The sequence below is a fragment of the Salinisphaera orenii subsp. halophila YIM 95161 genome (assembly GCF_003732545.1).
Lineage (GTDB): Bacteria > Pseudomonadota > Gammaproteobacteria > Nevskiales > Salinisphaeraceae > Salinisphaera > Salinisphaera orenii_A.
Genome location: NZ_AYKF01000057.1, coordinates 1 through 22,738 on the forward strand (window position 1 = coordinate 1; position 22,738 = coordinate 22,738).

22 protein-coding genes, 1 tRNA gene and 1 riboswitch are annotated in these 22,738 nt (G+C 69.4%); of the genes, 3 read left to right on the forward strand and 20 right to left on the reverse strand.

The annotated features are described in order from the left end of the window. The 7 genes from SAHL_RS03350 to SAHL_RS17455 form a co-directional block, all read right to left on the reverse strand. A partial coding sequence (locus SAHL_RS03350; RefSeq protein ID WP_123589991.1) for a putative urea ABC transporter substrate-binding protein occupies nt 1-1,028 on the reverse strand: 1,028 nt, incomplete at its 3' end. 60 nt (nt 1,029-1,088) lie between these two features. Further along, nucleotides 1,089-1,207: riboswitch (guanidine-I (ykkC/yxkD leader) on the reverse strand. Between the two features lie 212 nt (nt 1,208-1,419). After that, nucleotides 1,420-2,262: an HAD family hydrolase gene (locus SAHL_RS03355; RefSeq protein ID WP_123589992.1), complete on the reverse strand. Its 843-nt coding sequence runs from the start codon at nt 2,260-2,262 to the stop codon at nt 1,420-1,422. Between the two features lie 143 nt (nt 2,263-2,405). Next, nucleotides 2,406-3,095, reverse strand: a complete 690-nt coding sequence (gene gfa, locus SAHL_RS03360; protein WP_123589993.1) for an S-(hydroxymethyl)glutathione synthase — start codon at nt 3,093-3,095, stop codon at nt 2,406-2,408. 211 nt (nt 3,096-3,306) lie between these two features. Next, complete coding sequence (locus SAHL_RS03365; protein ID WP_123589994.1) at nt 3,307-5,406, reverse strand: carboxy terminal-processing peptidase; 2,100 nt, start codon at nt 5,404-5,406, stop codon at nt 3,307-3,309. Nucleotides 5,407-5,677: 271 nt separating this feature from the next. Next, nucleotides 5,678-6,661, reverse strand: a complete 984-nt coding sequence (locus SAHL_RS03370) for an SAM-dependent methyltransferase (protein ID WP_123589995.1) — start codon at nt 6,659-6,661, stop codon at nt 5,678-5,680. A gap of 2 nt (nt 6,662-6,663) precedes the next feature. Then, nucleotides 6,664-7,392: a sulfite exporter TauE/SafE family protein gene (locus tag SAHL_RS03375; RefSeq protein ID WP_123589996.1), complete on the reverse strand. Its 729-nt coding sequence runs from the start codon at nt 7,390-7,392 to the stop codon at nt 6,664-6,666. 270 nt (nt 7,393-7,662) lie between these two features. Next, nucleotides 7,663-8,070, reverse strand: a complete 408-nt coding sequence (locus SAHL_RS17455; protein WP_148045465.1) for a hypothetical protein — start codon at nt 8,068-8,070, stop codon at nt 7,663-7,665. 179 nt (nt 8,071-8,249) lie between these two features. Between SAHL_RS17455 and yccS the strand changes: the two genes are divergently transcribed. Further along, nucleotides 8,250-10,397, forward strand: a complete 2,148-nt coding sequence (gene yccS / locus SAHL_RS03380) for a YccS family putative transporter (RefSeq protein ID WP_123589997.1) — start codon at nt 8,250-8,252, stop codon at nt 10,395-10,397. Between the two features lie 3 nt (nt 10,398-10,400). Here the strand turns inward: yccS and SAHL_RS03385 are convergent, their stop codons facing one another. The 7 genes from SAHL_RS03385 to SAHL_RS03415 all read right to left on the reverse strand — a co-directional run bounded on the left by SAHL_RS03385 (nt 10,401) and on the right by SAHL_RS03415 (nt 15,345). Continuing rightward, nucleotides 10,401-10,685, reverse strand: a complete 285-nt coding sequence (locus tag SAHL_RS03385; protein WP_123589998.1) for a YrhK family protein — start codon at nt 10,683-10,685, stop codon at nt 10,401-10,403. Nucleotides 10,686-11,225: 540 nt separating this feature from the next. Next, nucleotides 11,226-11,301: transfer RNA gene (locus SAHL_RS03390), tRNA-Glu, on the reverse strand. Between the two features lie 69 nt (nt 11,302-11,370). Beyond that, nucleotides 11,371-12,501, reverse strand: a complete 1,131-nt coding sequence (locus tag SAHL_RS03395; RefSeq protein WP_123589999.1) for an FAD-dependent oxidoreductase — start codon at nt 12,499-12,501, stop codon at nt 11,371-11,373. 19 nt (nt 12,502-12,520) lie between these two features. Then, nucleotides 12,521-12,733, reverse strand: a complete 213-nt coding sequence (locus SAHL_RS03400) for a hypothetical protein (RefSeq protein ID WP_123590000.1) — start codon at nt 12,731-12,733, stop codon at nt 12,521-12,523. A gap of 6 nt (nt 12,734-12,739) precedes the next feature. Then, a complete protein-coding gene (locus tag SAHL_RS03405; protein WP_123590001.1) occupies nt 12,740-13,348 on the reverse strand; it encodes a rhomboid family intramembrane serine protease in 609 nt (202 codons plus the stop codon). 208 nt (nt 13,349-13,556) lie between these two features. Beyond that, the gene (locus tag SAHL_RS03410; protein WP_123590002.1) at nt 13,557-14,879 is read right to left on the reverse strand and encodes an MFS transporter; all 1,323 of its coding nucleotides are present in this window, start codon (nt 14,877-14,879) and stop codon (nt 13,557-13,559) included. 103 nt (nt 14,880-14,982) lie between these two features. Continuing rightward, a complete protein-coding gene (locus SAHL_RS03415; RefSeq protein ID WP_123590003.1) occupies nt 14,983-15,345 on the reverse strand; it encodes a DUF427 domain-containing protein in 363 nt (120 codons plus the stop codon). A gap of 220 nt (nt 15,346-15,565) precedes the next feature. On the opposite strand from SAHL_RS03415, the gene SAHL_RS03420 reads away from it, so the two are divergent. Continuing rightward, nucleotides 15,566-17,197: a dihydroxyacetone kinase subunit DhaK gene (locus tag SAHL_RS03420; protein WP_123590004.1), complete on the forward strand. Its 1,632-nt coding sequence runs from the start codon at nt 15,566-15,568 to the stop codon at nt 17,195-17,197. A gap of 282 nt (nt 17,198-17,479) precedes the next feature. Here the strand turns inward: SAHL_RS03420 and SAHL_RS03425 are convergent, their stop codons facing one another. The 4 genes from SAHL_RS03425 to SAHL_RS03440 form a co-directional block, all read right to left on the reverse strand. Further along, the gene (locus tag SAHL_RS03425; protein ID WP_123590005.1) at nt 17,480-18,079 is read right to left on the reverse strand and encodes a 2-hydroxychromene-2-carboxylate isomerase; all 600 of its coding nucleotides are present in this window, start codon (nt 18,077-18,079) and stop codon (nt 17,480-17,482) included. A gap of 277 nt (nt 18,080-18,356) precedes the next feature. Then, nucleotides 18,357-19,088, reverse strand: coding sequence for an SDR family oxidoreductase (locus SAHL_RS03430; RefSeq protein ID WP_123590006.1), 732 nt, complete (start codon nt 19,086-19,088; stop codon nt 18,357-18,359). Beyond that, nucleotides 19,085-19,609, reverse strand: a complete 525-nt coding sequence (locus SAHL_RS03435; RefSeq protein ID WP_123590007.1) for a PaaI family thioesterase — start codon at nt 19,607-19,609, stop codon at nt 19,085-19,087. The genes SAHL_RS03430 and SAHL_RS03435 overlap by 4 nt, the downstream gene beginning before the upstream one ends. Before the next feature lie 70 nt (nt 19,610-19,679). Continuing rightward, on the reverse strand, nt 19,680-20,165 hold the full coding sequence (locus tag SAHL_RS03440; protein WP_148045466.1) for a DUF6314 family protein: 486 nt from the start codon (nt 20,163-20,165) through the stop codon (nt 19,680-19,682). Here SAHL_RS03440 and SAHL_RS03445 point away from each other — a divergent pair. Next, complete coding sequence (locus SAHL_RS03445) at nt 20,164-21,048, forward strand: EamA/DMT transporter family protein (RefSeq protein WP_123590039.1); 885 nt, start codon at nt 20,164-20,166, stop codon at nt 21,046-21,048. The two genes, SAHL_RS03440 and SAHL_RS03445, sit on opposite strands and share 2 nt — an antisense overlap. Here the strand turns inward: SAHL_RS03445 and SAHL_RS03450 are convergent. Together SAHL_RS03450 and SAHL_RS03455 are read right to left on the reverse strand one after the other, a co-directional pair. Next, nucleotides 21,021-21,476 carry a MarR family winged helix-turn-helix transcriptional regulator gene (locus tag SAHL_RS03450; protein WP_123590009.1) on the reverse strand — a complete coding sequence of 152 codons (456 nt, stop codon included), beginning with the start codon at nt 21,474-21,476 and terminating at the stop codon, nt 21,021-21,023. The two genes, SAHL_RS03445 and SAHL_RS03450, sit on opposite strands and share 28 nt — an antisense overlap. 110 nt (nt 21,477-21,586) lie before the next feature. Further along, nucleotides 21,587-22,681 (reverse strand): hypothetical protein, encoded by a 1,095-nt coding sequence (locus tag SAHL_RS03455; protein ID WP_123590010.1) that lies wholly within the window; start codon nt 22,679-22,681, stop codon nt 21,587-21,589. Nucleotides 22,682-22,738: the final 57 nt, after the last annotated feature.

The following is a 22,738-nucleotide window of genomic DNA, read 5'->3' on the forward strand; positions in this document are numbered from 1 at the left end:
GGCTCGAAGCGCAGCTTCACGTTGGAGTCGCTGCCGTAAGTGCCCGCGGGCGTCTCGATACCGATGACGTCCGGCGAGGGCGCGCCCTGGCCGAGCAGGCCGTGCTTGAAGCTGAATTCGGCGACGCGCTGCATGGTCTCGAGCAGCTCGTCGTCGTTCATCAGCTCGGCGGCCTCGGCCGGATCGGTATAGAGGTGGGTCGCGTCGAGCTGTTCGCGATAGCCCGCGACGTCGGTGCCGGCGGCTTCGGCCATGATCTCGAGCGCTTCTTCGTCGTTCTCGGCGATGTGGTCCATGACCTCGTACCAGGCGCCGGCGAGCGCCTTGCCGAAGTCCGGGTTGTTCTTCAGCGTCTCGGTGTTGACCACCATCATGTCCAGGATTTCGCGCGGGATCTGCTTGGACGTGTAGACGACGTGGCTGTCGGGCATTTCGTCGATCGACATCAGCTGCGGGTTCCAGGCCGCCACGGCGTTGACGTCGTCGTTGGCGAACACGCCGACGATGTCGGCATCCGAGGTGTTGACCGTCTCGATGTCGCGCTCGGTCAGGCCGACGGATTCCAGCGCCCGGGCGAGGAAGTAGTGGGAGACGCTGAACTGCACGAGATTGACCTGTCGGCCTTCGATATCGGCGAGATCGTCGCTGCCCTTGAGCACGATGCCGTCATTGCCGTCGGAATAGTCGTTGATCAGCAGTGCGGTCGAATCCACGCCCGAGGCCGCGGGGATGGTCAGCGCATCCATGTTGGTCATGGCGCAGCCGTCCATGTTGCCGGAGGTGTACTGGTTGACCGACTCGATGTAGTCGTTGATCTGGACCACCTCGATATCGATGTCGTATTTGTCGGCCCACTTGTCGACGATGCCCGCCTTGTCGGCATAGGCCCACGGCATCCAGCCGGCGTAGATGGACCAGCACACGCGGAAGCTGTCGCGGCTGCCCTCGGCCGCGTGGACCGGAGCGAAAGCGGAAAGGGCCATCGTCACGATGGCGAGGAGAGTGGCGATGCGGTAACGGGCGGGCATGGAAAGCCTCCGGTTTGCGGCGGAAAAACACGGGGGTACCGGTAGCAGCGCTGCCTGGTGACCTCCCGGGCTTTTGTCCCGCCGTGTAACCCCGCAGACCGTGTCAGCCGGCGAGGTCGACCGCTCTCGGACCAGTCGCTGCCGATCTCTCGGCAGCCGGAACCCTAGCGTTCCATTGCATATCTGATTGTGTGGCAGCCGAAACTGCCGATACCCGATCTATGTCGTCATCCGCTACCTAGCAGGATTCCTGCCAAGTCGCGCCTCTGCTTTTATTTCATAAAGTTAAGTAGTGGCGGCGGTGTCGGGGCCGGGTTCGTCGCGGGTGGCCGCTGCGCCCTGATCGCGCGTGATGCACCGCCGCGGTGCGTTCTGCTGGTGCAGGTCGTGCTCAGCGCTCGGGCTGGTCGCGCGAGCGTGAGATCCGGAGTTCCTGGGCGAGCAGATGACGCGCCAGTTCGACCAGGTCGCCGATGCTGTCGACCACGGCGTCGGGACGGTCCGGGTGGCGGGTGGTGCCGGGAAAGATCCGGTCGAGCCACGCCTGATCCCAGCCCGCGCCGTTGTAGAAAACCGCGGTCACGCCCGCACGCTTGGCCGCGATGACGTCGGTGGTGGAGTCGCCGACGTACCAGGTGTGCTCGTCGGCGTCGCGGCCGAGGTTGCGCAGCGCGCACAGCAGCAGGTCGGGATGCGGTTTGCGGTGGTCCACGTCGTTGCCGCAGGTCAGGGTGTCGAACAGATCGGCCCAGCCGGTGCCGTCGACGATGGCGAGCTCGTGGTTCATGAACTCGCGGTTGCGGTTGGAGATCACGCCCAGGATGAGGCCGAGCGAACGCAGGTGCTCGAGGTGGGCCCGGATATCGGGCTCGAGCGGGGTCACCTCGCCGACGAATTTGCGGTAGGCCTCGTCGAAGGCGCCGTGCGCGCGCTGCTTGGCGTCAGGATTGTCGCCGAACAGCACCTCGAAGATGTCCGTGCGCGAGATCCTGCGCTCGGCGACGATGCGCGGGTGCAGCGCACGGTTGTCGCGGACGTACTTGACGAGCTTCGCGTCTTCGATGGTCTTGGACTGATCGGGCGAGAGCAGTTCGTCCAGCAGGCCGAGTTCGTCCAGCCGCGGCAACACGTCGTCGACGGCGTGATACATGGCGTCGTGGGTGTCCACGAGCGTGGCGTGCCAGTCGATCAGGATGACCGCAGGCGAGGCATGCGGCAGTTGGCGAATGCTCACGATCTGGCTTCGGTTTGGATCTCGGAGCGGGCGGCGGCGTGTCGGTTCCGGGCGGCGAGTGGCCGGCGGCGATCGAGCGCCGGGCCGGCCCGCCGACGGCGCTTGCCGCCGGCGGATGGCTTCGAGTCGGGTTCGTCCCTGCCTCAGGCCGGCAGCGCGCCGGTTTCCTTGGCCTTGTGCGTCGAGATCGCGTCCATGAGCTCGGGGGCCAGCACGTCATAGGGCTGCAGACCGAGCTCACGCAGGCGATCGCGTACCGCGCCCATGTTGTCCGGATTCTCGCCGGTCTCGATGATGGAAGAGACGAAGGCAGCGAACTTCGGCTCCGACCAGCCGGACTCCGAGGACAGCTCGGTGTGGACGAAATCCAGACCGTGGAAGGGATGATGCCGATCCTCGATACGGCCGAACATGTGCACGCCGCATTCCTTGCAGGCGTGACGCTGGATGGCCGCGCTCGAGTCGACCACTTCGAGCTTGTCTTCGTTCTCGACCACGCTTACCGCGTCGCGGGAGACGACCGCGATCAGGGCGAAGCGGGCGCCGTCCGGCTTCCAGCACTTGCTGCAGCCGCAGGCGTGATTATGGGCGGTCTGCGCTCCGACCTTGACCTTCACCGGATTGCTGCTGCAGTGGCAGCTGAGCGTGCCGCCGGCGAAGTTCTCGCTGCCGGGTGTGATGCCGTTGTCGATGGATGGATGGATCGCCGGTTTGCCGTTCACCGTGCCGCCCGATGCCGGCCCCTTCGACGTCGAACTGTCGGCCTGTGGCGGTCGTGCGGCGGTGTCTTCGTCGCTTTTGCCGGTCAGGGCGTTGATGATCTTCCTGAGCATGATTGTGCCTCCTTCTCGCAGAGCGGTTTATTGATATCGGGTGTCATCGAGCGTCGCGATCGACGCCTGTGTCGATCACGCTCGATGCATAACCACTCGTACTATCAGGTGCACGACCGCTTCTGTCCAATAGGGATTGTGCGCGCCTCGCATAACGCGCTGTTATGCGAGGCGTCACCGCGGTCCCGAATGCGGGGGCGCGGGCCGCCGTTCAGGCCGCGTCCTGATCTTCCGCCTCGGCGGCGAAGTTCTCCACCATGTCGAGCAGAATCTGGGCGCTTTCGATCTGATAGGCGTCGATCTCGTCCTCGCTGCCGGCGTTCTGCGCACGCAGCTCCTGTTCCTGCGGGGACTCGCCCTCTTCGCTTTCCTCGAACGCTTCGTAGTTCTCGAAGGGGGGCTTGCCCTTGGCTTCGCGCTGGGCGTTGGCCAGTTCCAGGCTGCGCTGCTTGATGGCCTCCTGTTCGGCGCGGCGCTCGGCCAGGTTGAGCGATACTTCGGTGCGCTGACTCTGCTCGCGGGCGAGTTCGATCCGATTGACCCGATACTGGTAGTCGGCTGCATCGGCGACGCGCGCCTCGTGCTGGCGCTCGAGCGTGTCGATCATGCCCTTGAGCTGATTCGACTTGGGGTAGACGGTCGGGTCGATGCGATCCCAGGGCAGCGCATTCGGCAGCGCCGACTCGCCGATCTTCTCCGGATCGACCGTGGCCGGGAAGGAGATGTCCGGGGTCACGCCGCGATCCTGGGTGCTCTCGCCGGTCACGCGATAGAACTTGGCCTGGGTCAGCTTGATCTGGCCCTCGGACAGCGGCAGCAGCGTCTGCACCGTCCCCTTGCCGAAGGTGCGGGTGCCGAGCACCAGGGCGCGCCCGTAGTCCTGCAGCGCGCCGGCCACGATCTCGGAGGCCGAGGCGCTCAGCCGATTGACCATGACCGCGAGCGGGCCGTCATAGAACGGGCCGGAATTGCGATCGCCCAGCACCTGGGTTTCGCCCGCGGCGTCGCGGATCTGGACCGCCGGGGCGGACTTCATGAACAGGCCCGTGAGCTTCATGGCCTCGCCCAGCGCGCCGCCGCCGTTGTTGCGCAGATCGAGCACGACGCCGGCCACGTCCGCCTGCTTGAGTTCGCGGAGCAGCTTCTTCACGTCCTCGGCGGTACCGTTGTAGAACGAGGGCAGGGCGATCAGCCCGACCTTGACGGTCTCGCCGCCGCGCTCGAGTTCGATGATCTGCTTGCGGGCGGCCTGATCCTTGAGCTCGATCTTGTCGCGCTCGAGCTTGACCGTCTTGGTCTGGCTGTTGTCGGCGGGCGAGATCTGCAGACGCACGGTGGAGCCCTTCTCGCCGCGGATGAGCTGCACGGTCTCGTCCAGGCGCATGCCCACCACGTCCACGAACTCGCCGTCCTCGCCCTGGGCGACGGCGGTGATGCGATCGGTGGGCTTGAGCTTGCCGGACTTGGCCGCCGGGCCGCCGGGGATGAGCCGCACGAGCTCGGCGTAGCCGTTCTTCGAGCGCAGCTCCGCACCGATGCCCTGCAGCTGCAGGTTCATGTCGATGTTGAAGTCCTCGGAGCGCCGCGGGGAGAAGTAGTCGGTGTGCGGATCGTAGCTGTGGGTGTAGGCGTCCATGTAGGCCGAAAAGGCGTCCACCGGTTCGGCCTGACGCAGCTGCTTGAGTTCGTTGGAATAGCGCTGGGTCAGCCGTTTCTGGATCTCGGCGTCGTCCAGATCGTCGAGCTTGAGATTGATGATCTGGTTTTCGAGCTGCTGGGTCCACAACGCCCGGCGCGCGGCCGCATCCTCCGGCCACGGCGCCTCCTCGCGGTCGACGTCGAAGCTCTCGTCGTCGGTGATGTCGAAGGAGTCGATGCCCTCCTCGATGCGGTCCAGCGCCCACTGGTCGATCTGGATGCGACGCTTTTGATAGGTGTTGTAGATGTCGAACGCCGCACGCGTCTCGCCCTCCTTGAGTTCGTCGTCCAGCGCGTGTTCGTACTTGTCGCGCAGGCGCTCGATGTCGGATTCGAGAAACACGCCGCGGGTGCCGTCGAGCTCGTCGATGTAGGCGTTGAAGAACTTCTCGGAGAAGTCGTCGTCGAGCGTGACCTTGTTGTAGTGATTCTCCTGGAGCTGCTCGACGATCTCACGATCGATCTCGTCCTGATTGTCCTCGGGCTCGAGCGGCTGGTAGCCGTCGGCTTTGCCGCCGCCGGCGTCAGGCACCGCCTCGGGCGTGTCCGAGGCGCAGCCGGCCTGTGCGAACAGGGCGAGGGTCGTCACCAGGGTCAGGGCGAGTTTGCGCATGAAGAACTCGTTGTCGTTGGGGCATGTGCGAACCGCCTCGACGGATTCGCAGTCGCGGCCGCTGGGGGGCCGCTTGTGTGCAATGGTCGTGTGTACAGGCTTTATCGCGCGACGGATTCACGATACACGATCCGAACCTTTCAGCTGGACAGTTCGAGCCGGGGAAATGTTTCGGCAGCGGCTCGTTTCCGACGCGTCGAGGCCGTCGCAGGCCACAAGATGCCTGTTTTCATGCGACCGTGCCAGAGATCGGGCCCGGATGCGCTCCGGTTCAATCCGTAGTGTCGACAGCGCAGGCGGCTTCCGGGGGCCCGCCCTCGGGCAGACGGAAGAAAGTGAGCTCGTGCTTGTTGTGCGCCAGATGCAGCAATCGAGCCCCCGGAATCGCCAGAAAACGCGCGCAGAGGGCGGCGTCGACTGGCCCCTGACACTTGATCGTGATGATGACCGCTGCAAGGGGGCAGGCGGCACACCAGTAGCGCGCCAGCTCGAGCAGACGCTCGGGATAGGCGATCAGATCAGAACAGATCCAGTCCAAATCGCCCACATCGTCCGCGCGCACCGCGAAGGCGTCGCCCGCGCGATGCTCGATCCCGGGTCGGCCCGCCAGCGCCGGCGCCAGCTCGGCCCGGTCGACCGAGATCACCGTGGCCCCGAGCGTGGCGAGCACCCAGGTCCAGCCGCCGGGCGCTGCCCCCAGATCGAGGCAGCGATCGCCGGGGCCCGGCCGTCGGCGGGCCAGCGTCAACGCCTCCCAGAGCTTGAGATAGGCGCGGTTGGGCGGGTTGTCGCGATCCTCGACGAAGGCCGGTGTACCGTCGGCGAAGGCACTGGTCGTCACCGGCGAGGCGATGAGCGTGTGCCGGTCCCACAGCGTCCAGGCGCCCAGCGCCGCGGTCGGCGGATCGGCCGGAAAGGTCAGGGCGCGAAACCGGATCGGCGGCAGCCGGTCGGCGATCAGCCGCGCCCGGCGATGATGCGCCACGGGATGCAGCGCCCAGTTGCGCTGCAGTGCCCGCAGCGCCCGTGCGCCGTCGCCGATGGAGTCGATGGTGATCGTCCGGGGCGCCAGCCAGCTGTTCCGGGCCCAGGCGGCCGGCCGCGCGGCGCCGGCGACGAAGACCAGATCGTCGGCGACCGCCACCACCCGCTCGCCGCGCTCCGATATCTCGTCGATCAGCGCGTCGACGTGCTCTGCCGCGGCGACGTGGATCACGTCGTGACCCGTGGGCGTGTCCGAGCCGGACGCAGCCACGTCTACGCCAGGAGCAGCCGGAGCGCCGGCAGCAGCAGGATGAGCGCGAGTGCGCGTGCAAAGGTCTTCTGATTCACGCGGTAGTGCAGCCGGTTGCCGACGAGTATGCCGAGCGTGATGCCGGGCACCGTGGCCAGCGCCATCAGGGCGAGTTCGCCGCTGAGCAGACCCAGCTGCGCATACACGAGGTTCTGCACCACGGTGCCGAAGAAGAAACCCATCGTGAGCACCGAGCGGGCCAGCGCCTTCGGATAGCGCAGGCTGACGTAGATCAGCAGCGGAATCGGCGAGACGCCCACCGCGCCGACGATCACCCCCGAGACCAGGCTGCAGCCGCCGAGTGCCGCGCCCTCCGCGGTCGAGGTCGGCGGCGCCGTGCTCGGTGTCGGCGTGCGCCAGAGCATCAGCGCCACGTAGACCAGAATGACGCTGCCCAGCCCGCGTCGCAGCAGTTCCGCCGGCAGGAACGCCAGCAGCTGGGCGCCGATGACAACGCCCGCGGACAGCCCCAGCGCCGCGATCGGCCCGCGGCGCCAGTCCATCTCGTGCCGGGTCAGCCAGGCGAGGATGAGGTTGGGCACCATCACCACCATGGCCACCACCGGGATCACCTCGCGAAACGGAAACAGCATCACCAGCAGGGTGGCGGTGACGGTGCCCGAGCCGAAGCCGGTCAGACCCTGCGCACAGGCGCCGGCCAGCGCGGCCAGATTGAACAGCACGATCTGCATGTCCGGGCGTCTCTCCGATGGGCGGCCGTGCAGGAGCGGCGGCGCGACAGGGTAACCGAGCCCGCCCGTCGGCGTCGTGCGCGGCCCGTCGCCTCGACGCGCATCGAGGCGGGTGACGGCAAGCCGGCGAAGAGGCCGCGTGCGGTACAGTCGGCGTCCGCTTCGGCCGTATCGGCGACCGCAGCGCCCCGGGCGCCCGGATCGATATCGGGGACTGCTAGGGTCGCCAGTGTGTGCGCAACCGCCTATGCCGCGAGACCGGCGCCACCCCTACCGCGAGTGCGAAGCCGTGAGCGACGTTGCCCCGCCGCTCGAACGGCACGATTCGCACACGAATCGGCGGAAGGCCACACGGGCGTGCCGGACGACGATCGCGGTGGCGGGGCGGCCGTGTCCGCTGTCCGTGGCCGACAGGCGCGCCGGTGCGACGCCGTCGGCCTTGGGAATGTGGCGTGCCGGCGCCCGGCCTGATCCAGGTTGCGGATGAGTTGGATCGCAGGAGGCGAGCACGACGCCTGGCGATATCTGCCGTGCCGGCTTGCCTGGCGTGCCGCGACGGCGGATCGGGCGCGATCGCCAGCGGTGGTCGGCCGCCGGCAGCGGTTCGAGCGCGTCCGGCCGGCCGTCGCGCCCCAGAGCGCGCCTCGCGGCATGCGGAGTGGCCAGCGCCTCGATCATGCCCGTGACGCTCGCCGGAGGCGACGGTGCGCGGGCCACACCCCGCCGCGCCGTCCGGCGGTCAGAGGCGCGTTGCGGTGCTTGGGCACGGCCCCGGCTGGCGCGTGCCGGCCGGGGCCGTTCCACATCCGTAGAATCGGCGGCATGATTCGACCACCGCTTTACGCGATTTCACGCACGTGCGCCTGACTCGTCTGCAGCACCTGGCCGCATTCGACCGCCTGGCCGACAGCCTGCGCGTGCTCATCGCGCTGGCCGGCGTGGTGGTGTTCACGGGGCTGCGGGACGACCCGCACGAGCTGATCCCCCTGCTGCTGGGCGTGATCGCCAGCGCCATCGCGGAGACCGACGACCACTGGCGTCACCGGGCCCGGGCGCTGGCCGTGACCCTGCTGTGCTTCTCTCTGGCGGCGCTCACCGTCGAAGCCCTGTTCGGCCACCCCTGGGCGTTCGCGCCGGCGCTGTTCGCGGGCTGCTTCGTGCTGGTGATGATGGGAGCGATCAGCGGCCGCTACGCGACCATCGCCAACGCCACGCTGCTGCTGTCCGTCTACACCATGATCGGCGTGGACCAGCACAGCCAGCCCGGGGCGCCGTTCTGGCGCGAGCCGCTGCTGCTGGTGGCCGGGGCCGGCTGGTACGGGGTGCTGGCGCTGGCCTGGAACGCGGTGTTCGTGCGCCGCCCGGTGCGCCATGCGCTGGCGCGACTGTACGACGCGCTCGGCGCCTATCTGGACTGCAAGGCCGAGCTGTTCGAGCCGGTGCGCGATCCGGACATCCCCGGCAAGCGCATGCGCCTGGCGCAGGCCAATGCCCGGGTCGTGGCCGCGCTCAACGACACCCGGCTGGCGCTCATCGATCGGCTGGAGGGGCGACGCTCGCGCTCGGCCATGGATGCCAACCTGCGGCTGTATCTGGCCGCTCAGGATATCCACGAGCGCGCCAGCTCCGCGCATTATCCCTACCAGGCGCTGGCACGCGTGTACTTCCACAGCGATCTGCTGTTCCGCTGTCAGCGTCTGATCCGGCAGATGGGGCGCGCCTGTCGCAGCCGGGCCGAGGTCCTGCGCGTCGGTGAGCCGTTCACCGATACCGGCGGGGTGGAGCAGGCGCGCGCGGATTTCGAGGCCGCCATCGAACACCAGCACGCCGCGCCGTCGCCGGCCGGCGAGGATCTGCGCTACGCCGTCGACGAGCTGGCGGGCAACATGGCGCGGCTGGCCGAACGCGTCGGCGCGGCGCACGAGGCCGCCGAGGACTGGCCCGACCGTGTCCTGCAGAACCCGCTGCCGCGCACGCCCGCCGAGTCCTGGCGGCGGGTCACGGTCCAGCTCACCCCGGCGTCGTCGCGCTTTCGGCACGGGCTGCGGCTCGCACTGGCCATGCTCGCCGGCTATGTCGTGCTGGAGCTGGTGCACCCCGATCAGGGCTACTGGATTCTGCTGACCACCATGCTGGTCTGCCAGCCGGACTACGGCGCCACCCGCCAGCGCTTCGTCCAGCGCGTGGGCGGGACCGCGCTCGGTCTGTTCGTGGGCTGGGTGCTGCTGCGTCTGTTCCCGGCGCCGGAATTCCAGCTGTTGCTGATGATCGGTGCCGGCGTGGCCTTCTTCGCCGCGCGTTTCCGGCGGTATTTCGTCGCCGCGGGTGCGATCAGCGTGTTCGTGCTGCTGGCCTTCAACCAGGTCGGCAACGGCTTCGACCTGATCCTGCCGCGCCTGCTGGATACGGTCATCGGCGGGGCGATCGCCGCCGCGGCGATGCTGCTCGTGCTGCCGGACTGGCGCGAGCGCGAACTGCACCAGCGTCTGGCCGAGGCCCTGGCGGCCTACGGCCGCTACCTGCGCGCGATCTTCGCGCAGTACGGCAGCGGCAAGCGCGACGATCTCGACTACCGCATCGCCCGCCGCGACGCCCACAACGCCGACGCTGCGGTGAGCACCCATGTGGCCTCGGCCCTGCGCGATCCGCGCGGCTCGCGCGGCGACAGCCGCGAAGCGCTCGCCGTGCTCGCCTGCGCGCAGACGCTGATCGGGCACCTGTCCACGCTGGGCGCCCACCGGGCGGCCCTGGACGCGCGTGACGACAACGGCCGGCTCGCCGAGGCGGTGACCTATGTCGCCGACAGCCTGGAGGAGGCCGGCCATGCGCTCATTCGCGGCGAGCCGATGCCGGTCGACAGCGACCACGAGGCGGCACTGCGGGCCCGTCTCGCGGCCTGGCCGGCGGACGACGACGGCACGCGACGCCTGCTGGCGATGCAGCTGCGGCTGCTCATCGACGAATTGTCGGTGCTGCGCCGCATCGGCCAGGCCCTGGTGCGCTGAGGTTCAGCCGCGCTCGGCGCGGGTGTCGTCCCCGGGCATCGGCAGGCTGGCGAGATGGAATTCGCGCAGCACCTTGATCGTCGGTCGCAGCATGAAGTTCACCGAGCCGATCACGAAGCACCAGATCGCGGCCGTCTCCAGACTCTTGTAGAAGAACAGGATCGAGCCGACCAGAAACATCAGCGCTGCGCAGAAATCATTGAGCGTGTAGAGTTTTTCGTAGATGCCGTAAACGCGGGCGTGCGTTGGGCTCGGATGCGCGCCCGGCCGGGTTTCGAACGGTTTCATCGGCACTCCTTGGCGATCGTGTCGCGGCCATTGTAGGCGTGCGGTCACGTGAGCTGTCTTGGGTGAACTACGGAGTCGGCCGCCGCGGCGGCAGCGCGGTCGCGGCCGGCGGCGACGGCAAGGGCCGGTGCGCGGGTTGTCCGCGTCGGTGAGCGCGCTGGGGCCATGGGCACGGCGCCTCGAAGTCGGCCGGTTCCGGTTCGGTGTCTGCCAGTCCGGCCGGTTTGCGCCTTTGTGTCGGTGCAGCGGTGCCGTGGGGTCGGCGTCGTCGAACGGCTCTTCAGCACGCCAGTGTCAGCAGCAATACGACGAGAGGCGGCCCCGGGACCCGGATGCCGAGAGGCCCGGGTTGCAGCGCGCTTCGCGCGCGACCGGCGCCGTAGAGCGATCGATGGACGACAGACGTCGGCCGGTGCGCTGCGCTTTCCCGCATCGCGGAGTGCGCGGAAGCTGGGTGCGGGTATCGCCAACCAAGGGCGGGCAGTTCGGCAAACCGGGTTCTTGCCGAGCGCGGCAGAAGCACGCGTATCGCCGCGCGAGTGGCGCTCCCTACGAGAATCGAACTCGTGTTTCCGCCTTGAGAGGGCGGCGTCCTGGACCGCTAGACGAAGGGAGCGTCGCGGCGCGAGCCGCACAGTATAGCGTTGTTGCGTAATGTCTCAAGGGCTGGCGTGAACGCGCGCGTTCATTCGGGCCCGCCGCGTGATTCGACGAGCCCGTTGTAGCGGGCCACGAAGCGCCGGTCGATGCGGTCCTTGATGCGCCACAGCCAGTGCCCCGCGGGCGCGATCGGCAGCCCGCGCGAGGCCACCGCGCGCCGGTCGCCGGTGCTGATCAGGGCCAGCGCGTGGCGTGGCGGGTCAAAGCGCCGCAGTCGGCGGCCTTGAACACTGCGGCGCAGATTGGCCGCGAGCACGCGCCCCTGGCGTACGGCGGTGACGCCGGCGCGCGGCGCCCCGGCCGGCGTGCTGGCGAGGTCGCCGCCGGCAAAGACCGTTTCGTGCGAGCTCGATCGCAGCGTCGCCGCGACCTGTACGAAGCCGTCGTCGTCGCGGCGCAGGCCGCTGCCGGCCAGCCACGCCGGCGCCTCGGCGCCGGCCGCCCAGATCACGCGCTCGGCAGCGATGCGGCGGCCGTCGGCGGTGACGAGCGCGCCCGGTGGCGTGTCGACGACCGCTTGTCCGGTGTGCACGGTGATCCCTGCGATTGTCAGGGCCCGAATCAGATAACGCCGGACCGGCTGCGGGTGGTCGGTCAGCAGGGCCGGCGAACGGGTGAACAGCGCCAGCCGCGGTGGGGCGGGCCGGTTTCGGCAGCGGTGGGCGAGTGCCAACGCCAGTTCCACGCCGCCGGCGCCGCCGCCCACGATCGCCACCGGCGCGGCGCGGGTTTCGTGCGCCAGTGCGTCGACGGCCGCGAGCAGCGGCCCGGTCGGCTTGACCGCGATGACGTGTGACGCCGCCGCCGGCGGCCGGGGCGGCGCGCCGATGTTCAGTGAGAGCCGGTCGTAGGCCAGCGTGCGGCCGTCGTCCAGCGTCAGCCGCGCGGCGTCCGCGTCGAGGCCGGCGGCGGCGGCGCGTATCCATCGGGCACCGGCGTAGCCGGCCAGGCCAATCAGATCGATCTCGATCTCGGTGCGGCGGTAGTGGCCGGCGATCCAGCCGGGCAGCATGCCGGAGTAGACCATGCGCGCCTGCGGCTCGACCAGGACGATCTCGAGGCCCGGCAGCGGCCGTTGGCCGAAAGCCCGCAGCACTTCGACGTGGGCGTGGCCGCCGCCGACCAGCAGCAGCCGCTTCCGGGCTGTCGTCGTCATCGGCGGCCGGGCGGGGCGTTCATCGGAGTGCCGCCATGCCTTCGGTGCTCAGCCGCCAGAGGATCAGCACGGCATAGATCGTCACCAGGGCGATGCAGACCAGCGTGATCGTGCGCGGACCCTTCTGTTCGGGCACCGGCTCGCCGCGCAGACGCCGCAGGCGGATGATGACCAGACGCACGGCGAGCCAGCCGACGAACGACAGGATCAGCAGGCCGAGGAGCAGCTTCATGTCGGCTCAGCCGCCGGACAGCGGCGCCGTCAGCCGCTCGACGAACAGCCCGGCGAGCCGGGGCTCGAGGCAGAGCGCGAATACGACGCCGAAGGCCGCTCCCCACAGATGCGCGCTGTGGTTGATGTGGTCGTGGCCGAAGCGGCCGGCATACAGGCCGTAGGCCGTGTAGAGGCCCGCGAACACGATCGCCGGCAGCGGAAAGAAGAAGACATAGATAGTCGACCACGGCGCGATCAGGATATAGACGAACAGCACCGCCGAAACCGCCCCCGAAGCGCCCAGGCTGCGGTATCGCGAATCGTGTCGGTGAGCCAGATAGCTAGGCAGGATCGCGACCACGATCGCGGCGAGATAGAACAGCGCGTAGCCCGCCATGCCGATGTAGCGGGTGAAAAACCCCTCGATCGCGCGGCCGAAGAAGAACAGCGTGATCATGTTGAACAGCAGGTGCGGGGCGTCCGCGTGCACGAAGCCGTGGGTCAGCAGCCGCCAGGCCTCGCCGCGGTTGACCGCGGGCGGCCAGAACAGCAGGCGTTCGAGCTGGGTCCGGTTCTGGAACCCGGTCATGGACAGCGCGCAGGTCAGCGCGATCAGGGCAATCGTGATGGCCATGGGCGTTCTTCGGCTGGAAACGACGAACCACCGACGACGCCGGCGGCGCTCCGATTATACGGGCGCCGGCGTCGCCGGGTGTCTTGGTAGCGTCCTGGTTGGCGTCGAGAAGGCCGGCCGGTCCGTTCGCGCGCCGCCGCCGTGCGCCGGCCGCGCCGCGGTTCGCTTGGCCCCGGCGTAACCGGTGTCGCGGCCCCTGGCGTGCGCGTTAGCGCTTGACCGCCGAATGCGCGCGCCCGGCCGCGCCGAGCATGATCTTGCCGATGCGCAGCCCCGCCTGGCCGGCGGTCTCGCCGCGGTGGAAATCCTCGTTGCGCGGGTCGAGCTCGTAGAGATGGTGGCCGCCGTGCGGCGAGGTGGTCACATAGTCCACGCGCTCGGCCTCCGGCACGTCGGCGCGCTTCTGCAGGCGATACAGCAGGTACACCGCCAGCAACAGCAGGAAGCCGGTGTTGGTGAAGAACAGGCCGTTCGGGCCCGCCCGGTCCATGACCGAGGCGGCCACCACCGGGCCGATGCAGCTGCCGATGCCGTAGGCCAGCAGCAGTGTCGTGCTCGCGGCCGTGATCTGATGCGTGGGCATCTGATCGTTGGTGATAGCCACCGCCACCGGGTACAGCGCCGCCGCCAGCCCCATGTAGAGGCCGACCATGCCGATGAGGGCGTACGGATGCACCGTGCCCATGGCGGGAATGGCGATGCTCGCGCCGGCGGCCACGGCCAGCACTCCGAACAACACCCGCCGGCGATTGAAGCGATCGCACATCCGCCCGACCGGCCAGGCCGCGACCATCGCGCCGACGATGGCGCTGGCCATGAACAGCGACACGCGATCGGTGCTCAGGCCGACGCGGTCGGCGTAGACCGGCGCCATGGCGTAGAAGGCGCTGGTGAGCAGGCCGCCGATCAGGGAGCCGCTCACGCCCACGGGCGATACCTTGTAGAGCCGCTTCAGCGAGATGCGCTCGGCGTCCTCGGTCGCAGGCGCGTGCATGCGCGTCAACGACAGCGGGATCACGGCGAGCGTGACCAGGATCGCGGCCAGCGTGTACGGCAGGGTCGAATCCGGCGAGCCGATGTTGATCAGCAGCTGACCCGACGCGGTCGAGAGGAAGAACACGACCTGATACACCGCGAACAGGCGCGCCCGGTTCTCGTTGGTCGCGCGGCTGGAGAACCAGCTCTCCATGACGATCATCAGCCCGGCCATGGCGAAGCCCGCCAGCCCGCGCAGCGCGGCCCAGAGGGGGGCGTTCACCGCCAGCGGATAGATCTGGATGCTGACCGCCAGCGTGGTCGCGAACACGGCGAAGGCGCGGATATGGCCCACGCGCTCGACCACGCGTTCGGCGAAGACCGTGCCGCCGACGAAGCCGATCGAATAGCAGACCATGATCCAGCCGATCAGACTGGTGGAGAAGTTCTCCATGCTCAGTCGCAGGCCGAGCAGCGTCATCAGGAAGGCGTTGCCGGCGACCAGCAGCACGATGCTGGAGATCAGGGCGATCAGGGACGTGGCCAGTTTCGTCATGGCGGAACTCGAAGAGCGGCGAAGAGGGCGTCGCCCGTCCGGGGCGGCGCTGGATTGTGGTTACGGTATCGGCGGCAGGCGCGAGACCCTGCCCCCCGGGGCGTCATGCGCTTTCGACGTGCAGCCTCAGCTGCGGATGATCGAAGGCCACCCGGCCGGCGATGGCCGCGACGGCCTCGATCGGCTGCCTGTAGGCCCAGGCGGCGTCCTCGAGCGTCTCGCCGCCGGGCAGCTGCAGATGGTAGTACTGCGCCTCGCCCTTGTGGGGACAGTGCGTGCGTGTGGTCGAGGGATTGAGCCGATCCGGCGCGATATCCGCGTGCGGCAGGTACCACCGCGTCGGATAGCCGCGTTCGTGCAGCGTGATCGCATCGCGCGAATCGGCCAGCAGCACCTCGCCCGCGGACACGCGAACCCGTACCGGGGCTGCCTCGAGATGGATGCGATCATCACGCTTCGCCGCCATGGCGCTGCTCCGGCCGGAGAATAGGGAACGCGCGAGCGCACACCGGTCCGCGCGTACGCTAAGAATTGGTTGTCCACCACCGGTTTTCAAGACGCCACCGCGCGCTGTCATGAAAGTTTCTTGGCGCATCCGCGCGCGGTGGCCGCGGGCCGGGCCGGCGCTGCTAATCTGACGCCCTTTGGGGCGGCGGCCGATAGGGCCGGAACGACAGGAGCAGCGCATGGATTTCTTCTACAACCGGGCCGACGATGTCGTCGACGAGGTCCTCGACGGCTGGAGCCGGCTGGCGCCGACCGCGCGCAGCGCGCGCGCCTCGGGCGTACGCGTGATCGTCGATCGCGACTGGTCGCGCGATCACGTGGCCGTGCTCTCCGGCGGCGGCGCGGGCCACGAGCCCGCGCATGCGGGCTTCGTCGGTCGCGGCATGCTCGCCGCGGCCATCGCCGGCGATCTGTTCACCTCGCCGAGCGTGGCGGCGGTGCTCGCCGGCATCCGCGCGACCTGCGGGCCCGCGGGCTGCCTGCTGGTCATCAAGAACTACACCGGCGACCGGCTCAATTTCGGCCTGGCCGCCGAGCGTGCCCGCCGCGAGGGCTATCGGGTGCGCTCGGTGATCGTGGCGGACGATATCGCGCTGGCCGGCACCGACCAGCCGCGGGGGCTCGCCGGCACCGTGCTCGTGCACAAGATCGCGGGGCACGTGGCCGCCGACGGCGCCGATCTGGACACCGTGGCCGACACCGCCCAACGCGTCTGCGACGGCCTGTGTTCGATCGGCCTCGCCCTGTCCAGCGCCACGCTGCCCGGGCATGCCATCGATCCGCGCGCGCCGGAGCTCGGTCTGGGCATCCACAACGAACCGGGCGTCTCCGCGGTCGCGCCGCGGGATGCGGCCGAGGCCATGGCGCTCGCGCTCGAGCCGCTGCTCGCGGCCGCCGACGCCCGTTTCGGTGCGGACGTACCGATGGTGGTGCTGCTCAACAACATGGGCAGCTGTTCCACTCAGGAGATGGGCGTGCTGCTCGACGCCCTGCTGAGCCGACTGCCGGCGGCGCGCGTGGCCCGCCTGATCACCCCCGCACCGGTGATGACGTCGCTGAACATGCACGGTTTCTCGGTCACGCTGCTGCCCGCCCATGACGACTTCATCGAGGCGCTGGCCTCGCCGGTCGCGGCCATCGGCTGGCCCGGCATGCATATCCCGCATGCGGTCGAGACCTTCGAGCCCGAGCTCGACACGCGGGAGCCGGCACGGACCGGGCGTCGCGACGCGGCACGCGAAGATGCGATCCGCGCCGTGGTCGATGCCCTGATCGACGCTCGCGACGAGCTGGATGCCCTGGATGCGAAGACCGGCGACGGCGACACCGGCGCGACGTTCGCCGCCGGCGCCCGGGCGGTCGCTGCCGCGCTGGACGCGGGGGTCCTGGCCAGCGGTGACGACGCCGGTCTCGCCGAAGGCATCGGCGATATCCTCGCCCGCGACATGGGCGGCTCCGCCGGCGTGCTGCTGTCGATCCTGGCGACGGCGACCGGCGCCGGCCTGAACGAGGGCCGTGACTGGGCCGCGGCGCTGGCTGTCGGGGTCGAGCGCATGCGCCACTACGGCGGCGCCGCGCCGGGCGATCGCACCCTTCTGGACGCGCTGATGCCGGCGATCGACGCCCTCGCGGACAACGGCGATCTGACCGCCGCCGCGGCGGCCGCGCGTGCCGGCGCCGATGCCACCGCGAGGATGACCGAGGCCCATGCCGGGCGTGCCGCGCAGGTGCGCGCCGACGCCCTGACCGGCGTGACCGATCCGGGCGCCGAGGCGATCGCACGCATCTGGGCGGTGTTGGCGCAGGCCTGACGGAACCACGAGGAGCGAATTGGAACGCGGCCGCCGCCGACCGGCCGTGCGCCGCCTCTCGCGCGGGCGCGGCGGGCTGTCGGCGGGCGGTCGCTGGTGTCCTGTCCCGCAAGTAAGCTTCCACTGCGCGCGGCCCTCACCGCGGCGAACGGCGTTGCGAAACCGCGCCGTATGGCCCGATACGGATTGGTTTCGCGCCTTGCCCGCCACGCCGATGGCTCACGCTCGTCCGGTAAGCAACTTACGAGACGGGACACACTAGTGGCCGTTGCGGCGTGGGGTTCAACGCGCCTCGAGCGCGCGTTCGACGAAATCCAGCCGGTCCTGCCCGAAGAACATCGCCTCGCCGACGAAGAAACTCGGCGCGCCGAACACGCCGCGGGCCACCGCCGCGTCCGTGGCCTCGCGCAGCGCCTGCTTGGTCTCGGTGGACTCGATCCGGGCGCGAAAGTCCTCGGCGTCGAGTCCCGCCGTGTGCAGGACGTCGGCGATCACCGCGGGGTCGGCCATGTCGCGGTTGTCGGCCCAGAAGGCCCGGAACACGGCCTCGACGTAGGTCGGGAACGCCGGCGTGTCGAGATACGCCATCGCCCCGCGCATCACCGCGATCGTGTTGATGGGAAAGGCGTCGTTGAAATGGAATTCGATGCCGTGCACATCGATGAAGCGCTGCATGTCGGTGCGCATGTGGCGGCGTTTGGCCGTGCACGGCGTGGCCGCCGGCGAGGTATTGCCGGTGGCCTTGAACACGCCGCCGAGCAGCATCGGCCGCGGGATCAGGCGTGCGCCGGTGCGTTCGAGCAGGGCCGGCAGCCGCGCGTGGGCGATATAGGCGTTCGGACTGCCGAAATCGAAGAAGAACTCAAGGCTCTTGTCGGTCATCGGGATATCTCCGGGTCAGGCCGCGGGACCCGCGTGGGTCCCGCCGGCGATTGTTGTCGTGACGAACGAGGGGCGGGGCGCGACAACGCCGTGGGGCACGGGCCGACGCCGATGCCGGGTGGCGGGGCTGCAGCCGCGTGCCTGCGGGCTGTGTGCGCGGTCGTGCCTCGCGGCCTCGTGCCGCCGCGCCGCGGCACTACCCGCGTCGGGGGGCCGCGTCCTGCGGGAACCCGCTCCTGAGTCGCCATGCGGCTCGTGCGGCTCGTGGCGATCGGCCTCAGAATTGCTCCAGCCACGGCCGCAGGTCGAGTTCGTGGGTCCAGGCGTCGCGCGGCTGGCAGTGCAGCTGCCAGTAGGCGTCGGCGATGTGTTCCGGGTCGAGGATGCCGGCGCGGTCCCTAAGGGCGTAGCGTTCCGGAAAGTTGTCGCGGATGAAGTCGGTGTCGATGGCGCCGTCGATGACGGTGTGGGCGACATGGATGCCCTCGGGGCCGAGTTCGCGGGCCATGCTCTGGGCCAGCGAGCGCAGCGCGAACTTGGCGCCGGAGAACGCTGCGAAGCCCGCCCCGCCGCGCACCGAGGCGGTCGCGCCCGTGAAGATGATCGTGCCGCGGCCCCGCGGGCGCATCGCGCGGGCGGCCTCGCGGCCGGTGAGGAAACCGGCGAAGGCCGACATCTGCCAGACCTTGTGATAGACGCGGGCGGTGGTCTCGGTGATGTCGAAGCGCACGTTACCGCCGATGTTGAACACGACGGCCTCGAGCGGGCCCACCTCGGCCTCGATGGTCTCGACCATGGCTACCACCTCGTCCTCCTCGCGAGCGTCGCAGCCGAAAGCCCGGGCGGCGCCGCCTTCGGATTCGATCCGGCGTACGAGTGGTTCCAGCCGCTCGGCGCGGCGCCGCGCCACGCAGGCGACATGACCCTCGCGCGCGAAGCGCCGGGCGATTGCGCCGCCGGTCGCGTCGCCCGCGCCGACGACCAGCACCGCGGGCCGGGCGGCGCTCATGACGCCGCCTCGGCGTCGAACACGAGACAGGTGGTCGTGGCGTGGGCGTAGAGCCGGTCGTCCGGACCGAACAGCCGGGCCTCGGCGGTCGCCACGCGGCGGCCGACGTGGATCACCTCGCCGACGGCGCGCACCCGGGCGACCCGATCGGTCAGCGCGCGCACGTAGTTCACCTTGAGTTCGAGCGTGGTGTAGGCCCGGCCCGCGGCGAGCGTGCTGTGGACCGCGCAGCCCACGGCCGAGTCCAGCAGGGCCGCGAACCAGCCGCCGTGGACGCTGCCCAGCGGATTGTAGTGGGCCTGCGCCGGCGCGCCCTGGAACACCGCGCGGCCGTGTTCGACCTCGACCAGCCGGAAATCCAGCGTCCGGCCGATCGGGGCGGCCGGGCCGTGGCCGCGCAGCACGGCCTGCAGCCGATCTAGGCCGCTGCGACGATCCGGTTCCTGCGTCGGGGCGGGGTCGGGCGTGGCGCTGGCCAGCTGCTGTTCCGTCGCCAGCCAGTCCTCGAGTCGTGCCGTCATCCATCATGCTCCATAAGTAATTGCATATACAAATATCAGGACGGCACTGCGGCGTCAACGCGCGGCCGGATCAGCCGCGGTAGCGATAGCGTAGGTGCTCGTCCTTGCTCGGGCCGGCGATGTGCCAGATCAGGTCGAAGCCGTTGTCCACCAGCTCCAGCCGGGCCCGGTAGCGGTCCGCGCCGCAGTGGTGGGCGCGGCAGCACGCGAGCGCGCCGGCGGTGGCCGGGGCCAGTTCGAACAGCGGTACCGGCCGCTCGCGGCCGAAACGCTCGTGCGCCAGCGACAGCCGATCGTCGGTCCGCTGCCAGTGGTAGACGTTGCGAAACGCCACCGCGCGGTCGTGACTGGCCGGCACGAAGCGGCCGTGCTCGTGCAGGCGGATGCCGTCGGCCTCGCTCACGGCCTCGATGCGGGCCTCGCCGTGGCCGCGCCAGCCGGTGCCCGATCCGGGTCCGGGGGTCGCTTCGAAGCACAGGCGTTTCAGCCCGGCCAGACGTCGCCACGTCTCTATAATGGGCGCGCTGTTTTCAGACGACGGGGCCGATCCCGGCATGGCGATACTCGTGGGTGTGACGGTGCTGTGGGCGTTTTCCTTCAGCCTGATCGGAGTCTATCTGTCCGGCCAGGTCGATAGCAGCTTCGCCGTGCTCACGCGCATCACGCTGGCGCTGGCGGTGTTCGCGCCGATGATGCGCTTCCGCGGCATCGGCCGGCGGCCGGTGTTGGGGCTGATGGCCGTGGGCGCGCTCGAGCTGGGGCTGATGTATTTCTTCTTCTACCACGCGTTCACGCTGCTCAGTGTGCCCGAGGTGCTGCTGTTCACCATCTTCACCCCGGTTTACATCACCCTCATCGAGGATCTGCTCGCGCGGCGTTTCAGCCCCGGCTATCTGGCCACCGCCCTGGTCGCGGTGGCCGGGGCGGCGGTGATTCGCTACACCGAGCTCGGCTCGGACTACTGGGCCGGCTTCGCGGTCGTCCAGGGCGCAAACCTGTGTTTCGCCGCCGGGCAGGTGGGGTATCGCCGGCTGGCGCCGCGGCTGCCGGCGGACGTACCGCTCCACGCTCTGTTCGGCTGGTTCTTCGCCGGCGCCTGGCCGCTGGCCGCGCTGCTGTTTCTGCTGATCGGCGATCGCACCATGCTGCCGACGACCGGCCTGCAGTGGGGCGTGCTGCTCTGGCTCGGGCTGATGTCGTCGGGGCTGGGCTACTACGCCTGGAACCGCGGCGCGGTCCGGGTGGACGCGGGCACGCTCGCGGTCATGAACAACGCGCTGATTCCGGCCGGTCTGGCGGTGAATCTGCTGATCTGGAATCGCGACGCCGATCTCGCGCGCCTGGCCGCCGGGGCGGTGATCATCGTCGCGGCGCTGGTGATCAATCGGCTGTGGGTGCGCCGGCGGGCGTCTCAGCCGGGTTCCGCGTCCACCGGCTGATCGAGCGCTTCGGTCAGCGTATCGAGCAGGGCGTGCAGCCGGACCACTTCGGCCTCGCCGAGGCGGGCGTTGAGCGCCTGCTGGGCCCGTTTCCAGCAGCGCTGCGCCTCGCGGCGTCGGGCGGCGCCGTCCACAGTGGCCGCGATCAGGCGGCTGCGCCCGTCCGCGCCGCTGTGGCGCGTGATCCAGCCCTGGCGTTCGAGCGTGGTCAGGGTGCGGGTGAGCGTGGAATTGTCCAGGTGCATGCGCTGCGCGAGTTCGCCCGCCCGCAGCGGGCCGTTGACCACGATCTGCGACAGCAGCGAATACTGGGTGCCGCGCATGCCGGCGGCGGCGAGGTATTCGTCGTAGTGGCGGGCGACCACGCGACCCAGCTGGTGCAGCTTGAAGTTGGTGCAGCCCTGCGGCCGTGCTGTGTCCGTATCCATGACGTCATTGTGCGTGTCGCCGGTGCCTTGGCAAGCCGCCCGTCGCCGTGCGGGCTCATCCGGCCGCGGCTGGCGAGGCGCTCGGCCCTCGATCGTTCGCTCGGACGGTATCAGCGTCTTGCATCGGCGGCCCCGGTGTCGGCGCAGCGTGCCGAGATCACCTGCAGCGCGCCCAGCCAGATCAGCGGCACGATCTCGATGAAGATGCGCTGTTCGACCAGGCGGCCGACCACGACCGCGAACAAAGCCAGCGGCAGGGCGAAACCGATCAGGGCCAGCGCCAGCCGGCGGTCGAGATGACGGCGCCAGACCAGCAGCGGCAGGTATAGGCCGGCCGCAAAGCGGGCGATGTAGGTCAGCGCATACAGCGGACTCGACAGTGCGATCAGGTTGTAGACCAGATGGAACTCGTACTGGGTGCTGCCCAGCTGCGCGTTCGGGTTGACGTTGTCGGCGAACAGCCACTGCAGTGGCAGCTGAATCGCCGCGAACAGCAGCGCCTGCGCGGCGAGAAAAGCCGCCCAGCGTGTGAACGACAGCCGCTGCCAGAACAGCAGCGCGACGAACGGCAACAGGAAGACCGTGGTTTCGCGGTTGAACGTGGCTACGGCGAACACGGCCAGATAGGCCGCGATGCCCGCGGCGTGCGGCCGTTCGGCCAGCCGCGAGAGCATGAGCACGAGCGCGAGCGTGAACACCGCCGCCGGCAGATCGTAGACGTAGTAGTAGATCGCACGCGGTTCCCACGTGCCGAGGTCGAGTCTGTCGTCGCTGGCCGAAAAGGACTGCGTGATCTGCAGATCGGGTGTGATCAGATGCAGCAGCATCGGAATGACGATGGTGAAGGCCAGCAGCCGTCGCGATAGCGTGCTTTCGCCGATGCCGAACTGCGCGAGTGCGCGATAGGCCACACCGATCAGGGCCATCCAGAAGCCCATCTCCATCAAACCGAACAGCAGGGTTTCGCCCAGGGGCGCGACAGCCTGGATACCGGCGGCTGCGGCCGGCAGCAGCACGCGGTGCTGGAAGGGCTCGACCGCGTCGAAGTCGATCAGCCGGGCGAATGTGCTCAGCTCGAACGGCTCGGTCGTCGTCAGACGCAGACACGTCAGAAACAGCGCGATCAGCCCTGCGGCGGACAGCCATAGAAGCCGTTCGGTGCGGGCATCGGCCGCAGGTGTTCGAGGGGCGACGGATAGAGACATGGCGAGGCGGCGGCCGAGCGGTGTTCGATTACGAAAGCAATAACGCCTGCGACCGCG

What these genes read in the sequence shown, in the direction of transcription:
- gfa (WP_123589993.1), bottom strand. Translation starts at nt 3,095, where the DNA reads ATGCTCAGGAAGATCATCAACGCCCTGACCGGCAAAAGCGACGAAGAC.
- SAHL_RS03450 (WP_123590009.1), bottom strand. Translation starts at nt 21,476, where the DNA reads ATGGATACGGACACAGCACGGCCGCAGGGCTGCACCAACTTCAAGCTG.
- SAHL_RS03375 (WP_123589996.1), bottom strand. Translation starts at nt 7,392, where the DNA reads ATGCAGATCGTGCTGTTCAATCTGGCCGCGCTGGCCGGCGCCTGTGCG.
- SAHL_RS03415 (WP_123590003.1), bottom strand. Translation starts at nt 15,345, where the DNA reads ATGGCGGCGAAGCGTGATGATCGCATCCATCTCGAGGCAGCCCCGGTA.
- SAHL_RS03420 (WP_123590004.1), top strand. Translation starts at nt 15,566, where the DNA reads ATGGATTTCTTCTACAACCGGGCCGACGATGTCGTCGACGAGGTCCTC.
- SAHL_RS03410 (WP_123590002.1), bottom strand. Translation starts at nt 14,879, where the DNA reads ATGACGAAACTGGCCACGTCCCTGATCGCCCTGATCTCCAGCATCGTG.
- SAHL_RS03435 (WP_123590007.1), bottom strand. Translation starts at nt 19,609, where the DNA reads ATGACGGCACGACTCGAGGACTGGCTGGCGACGGAACAGCAGCTGGCC.
- SAHL_RS17455 (WP_148045465.1), bottom strand. Translation starts at nt 8,070, where the DNA reads ATGATCGAGGCGCTGGCCACTCCGCATGCCGCGAGGCGCGCTCTGGGG.
- SAHL_RS03455 (WP_123590010.1), bottom strand. Translation starts at nt 22,681, where the DNA reads ATGTCTCTATCCGTCGCCCCTCGAACACCTGCGGCCGATGCCCGCACC.
- SAHL_RS03430 (WP_123590006.1), bottom strand. Translation starts at nt 19,088, where the DNA reads ATGAGCGCCGCCCGGCCCGCGGTGCTGGTCGTCGGCGCGGGCGACGCG.
- SAHL_RS03395 (WP_123589999.1), bottom strand. Translation starts at nt 12,501, where the DNA reads ATGACGACGACAGCCCGGAAGCGGCTGCTGCTGGTCGGCGGCGGCCAC.
- SAHL_RS03405 (WP_123590001.1), bottom strand. Translation starts at nt 13,348, where the DNA reads ATGGCCATCACGATTGCCCTGATCGCGCTGACCTGCGCGCTGTCCATG.
- SAHL_RS03425 (WP_123590005.1), bottom strand. Translation starts at nt 18,079, where the DNA reads ATGACCGACAAGAGCCTTGAGTTCTTCTTCGATTTCGGCAGTCCGAAC.
- SAHL_RS03400 (WP_123590000.1), bottom strand. Translation starts at nt 12,733, where the DNA reads ATGAAGCTGCTCCTCGGCCTGCTGATCCTGTCGTTCGTCGGCTGGCTC.
- SAHL_RS03445 (WP_123590039.1), top strand. Translation starts at nt 20,164, where the DNA reads ATGGCGATACTCGTGGGTGTGACGGTGCTGTGGGCGTTTTCCTTCAGC.
- SAHL_RS03440 (WP_148045466.1), bottom strand. Translation starts at nt 20,165, where the DNA reads ATGCCGGGATCGGCCCCGTCGTCTGAAAACAGCGCGCCCATTATAGAG.
- SAHL_RS03365 (WP_123589994.1), bottom strand. Translation starts at nt 5,406, where the DNA reads ATGCGCAAACTCGCCCTGACCCTGGTGACGACCCTCGCCCTGTTCGCA.
- SAHL_RS03385 (WP_123589998.1), bottom strand. Translation starts at nt 10,685, where the DNA reads ATGAAACCGTTCGAAACCCGGCCGGGCGCGCATCCGAGCCCAACGCAC.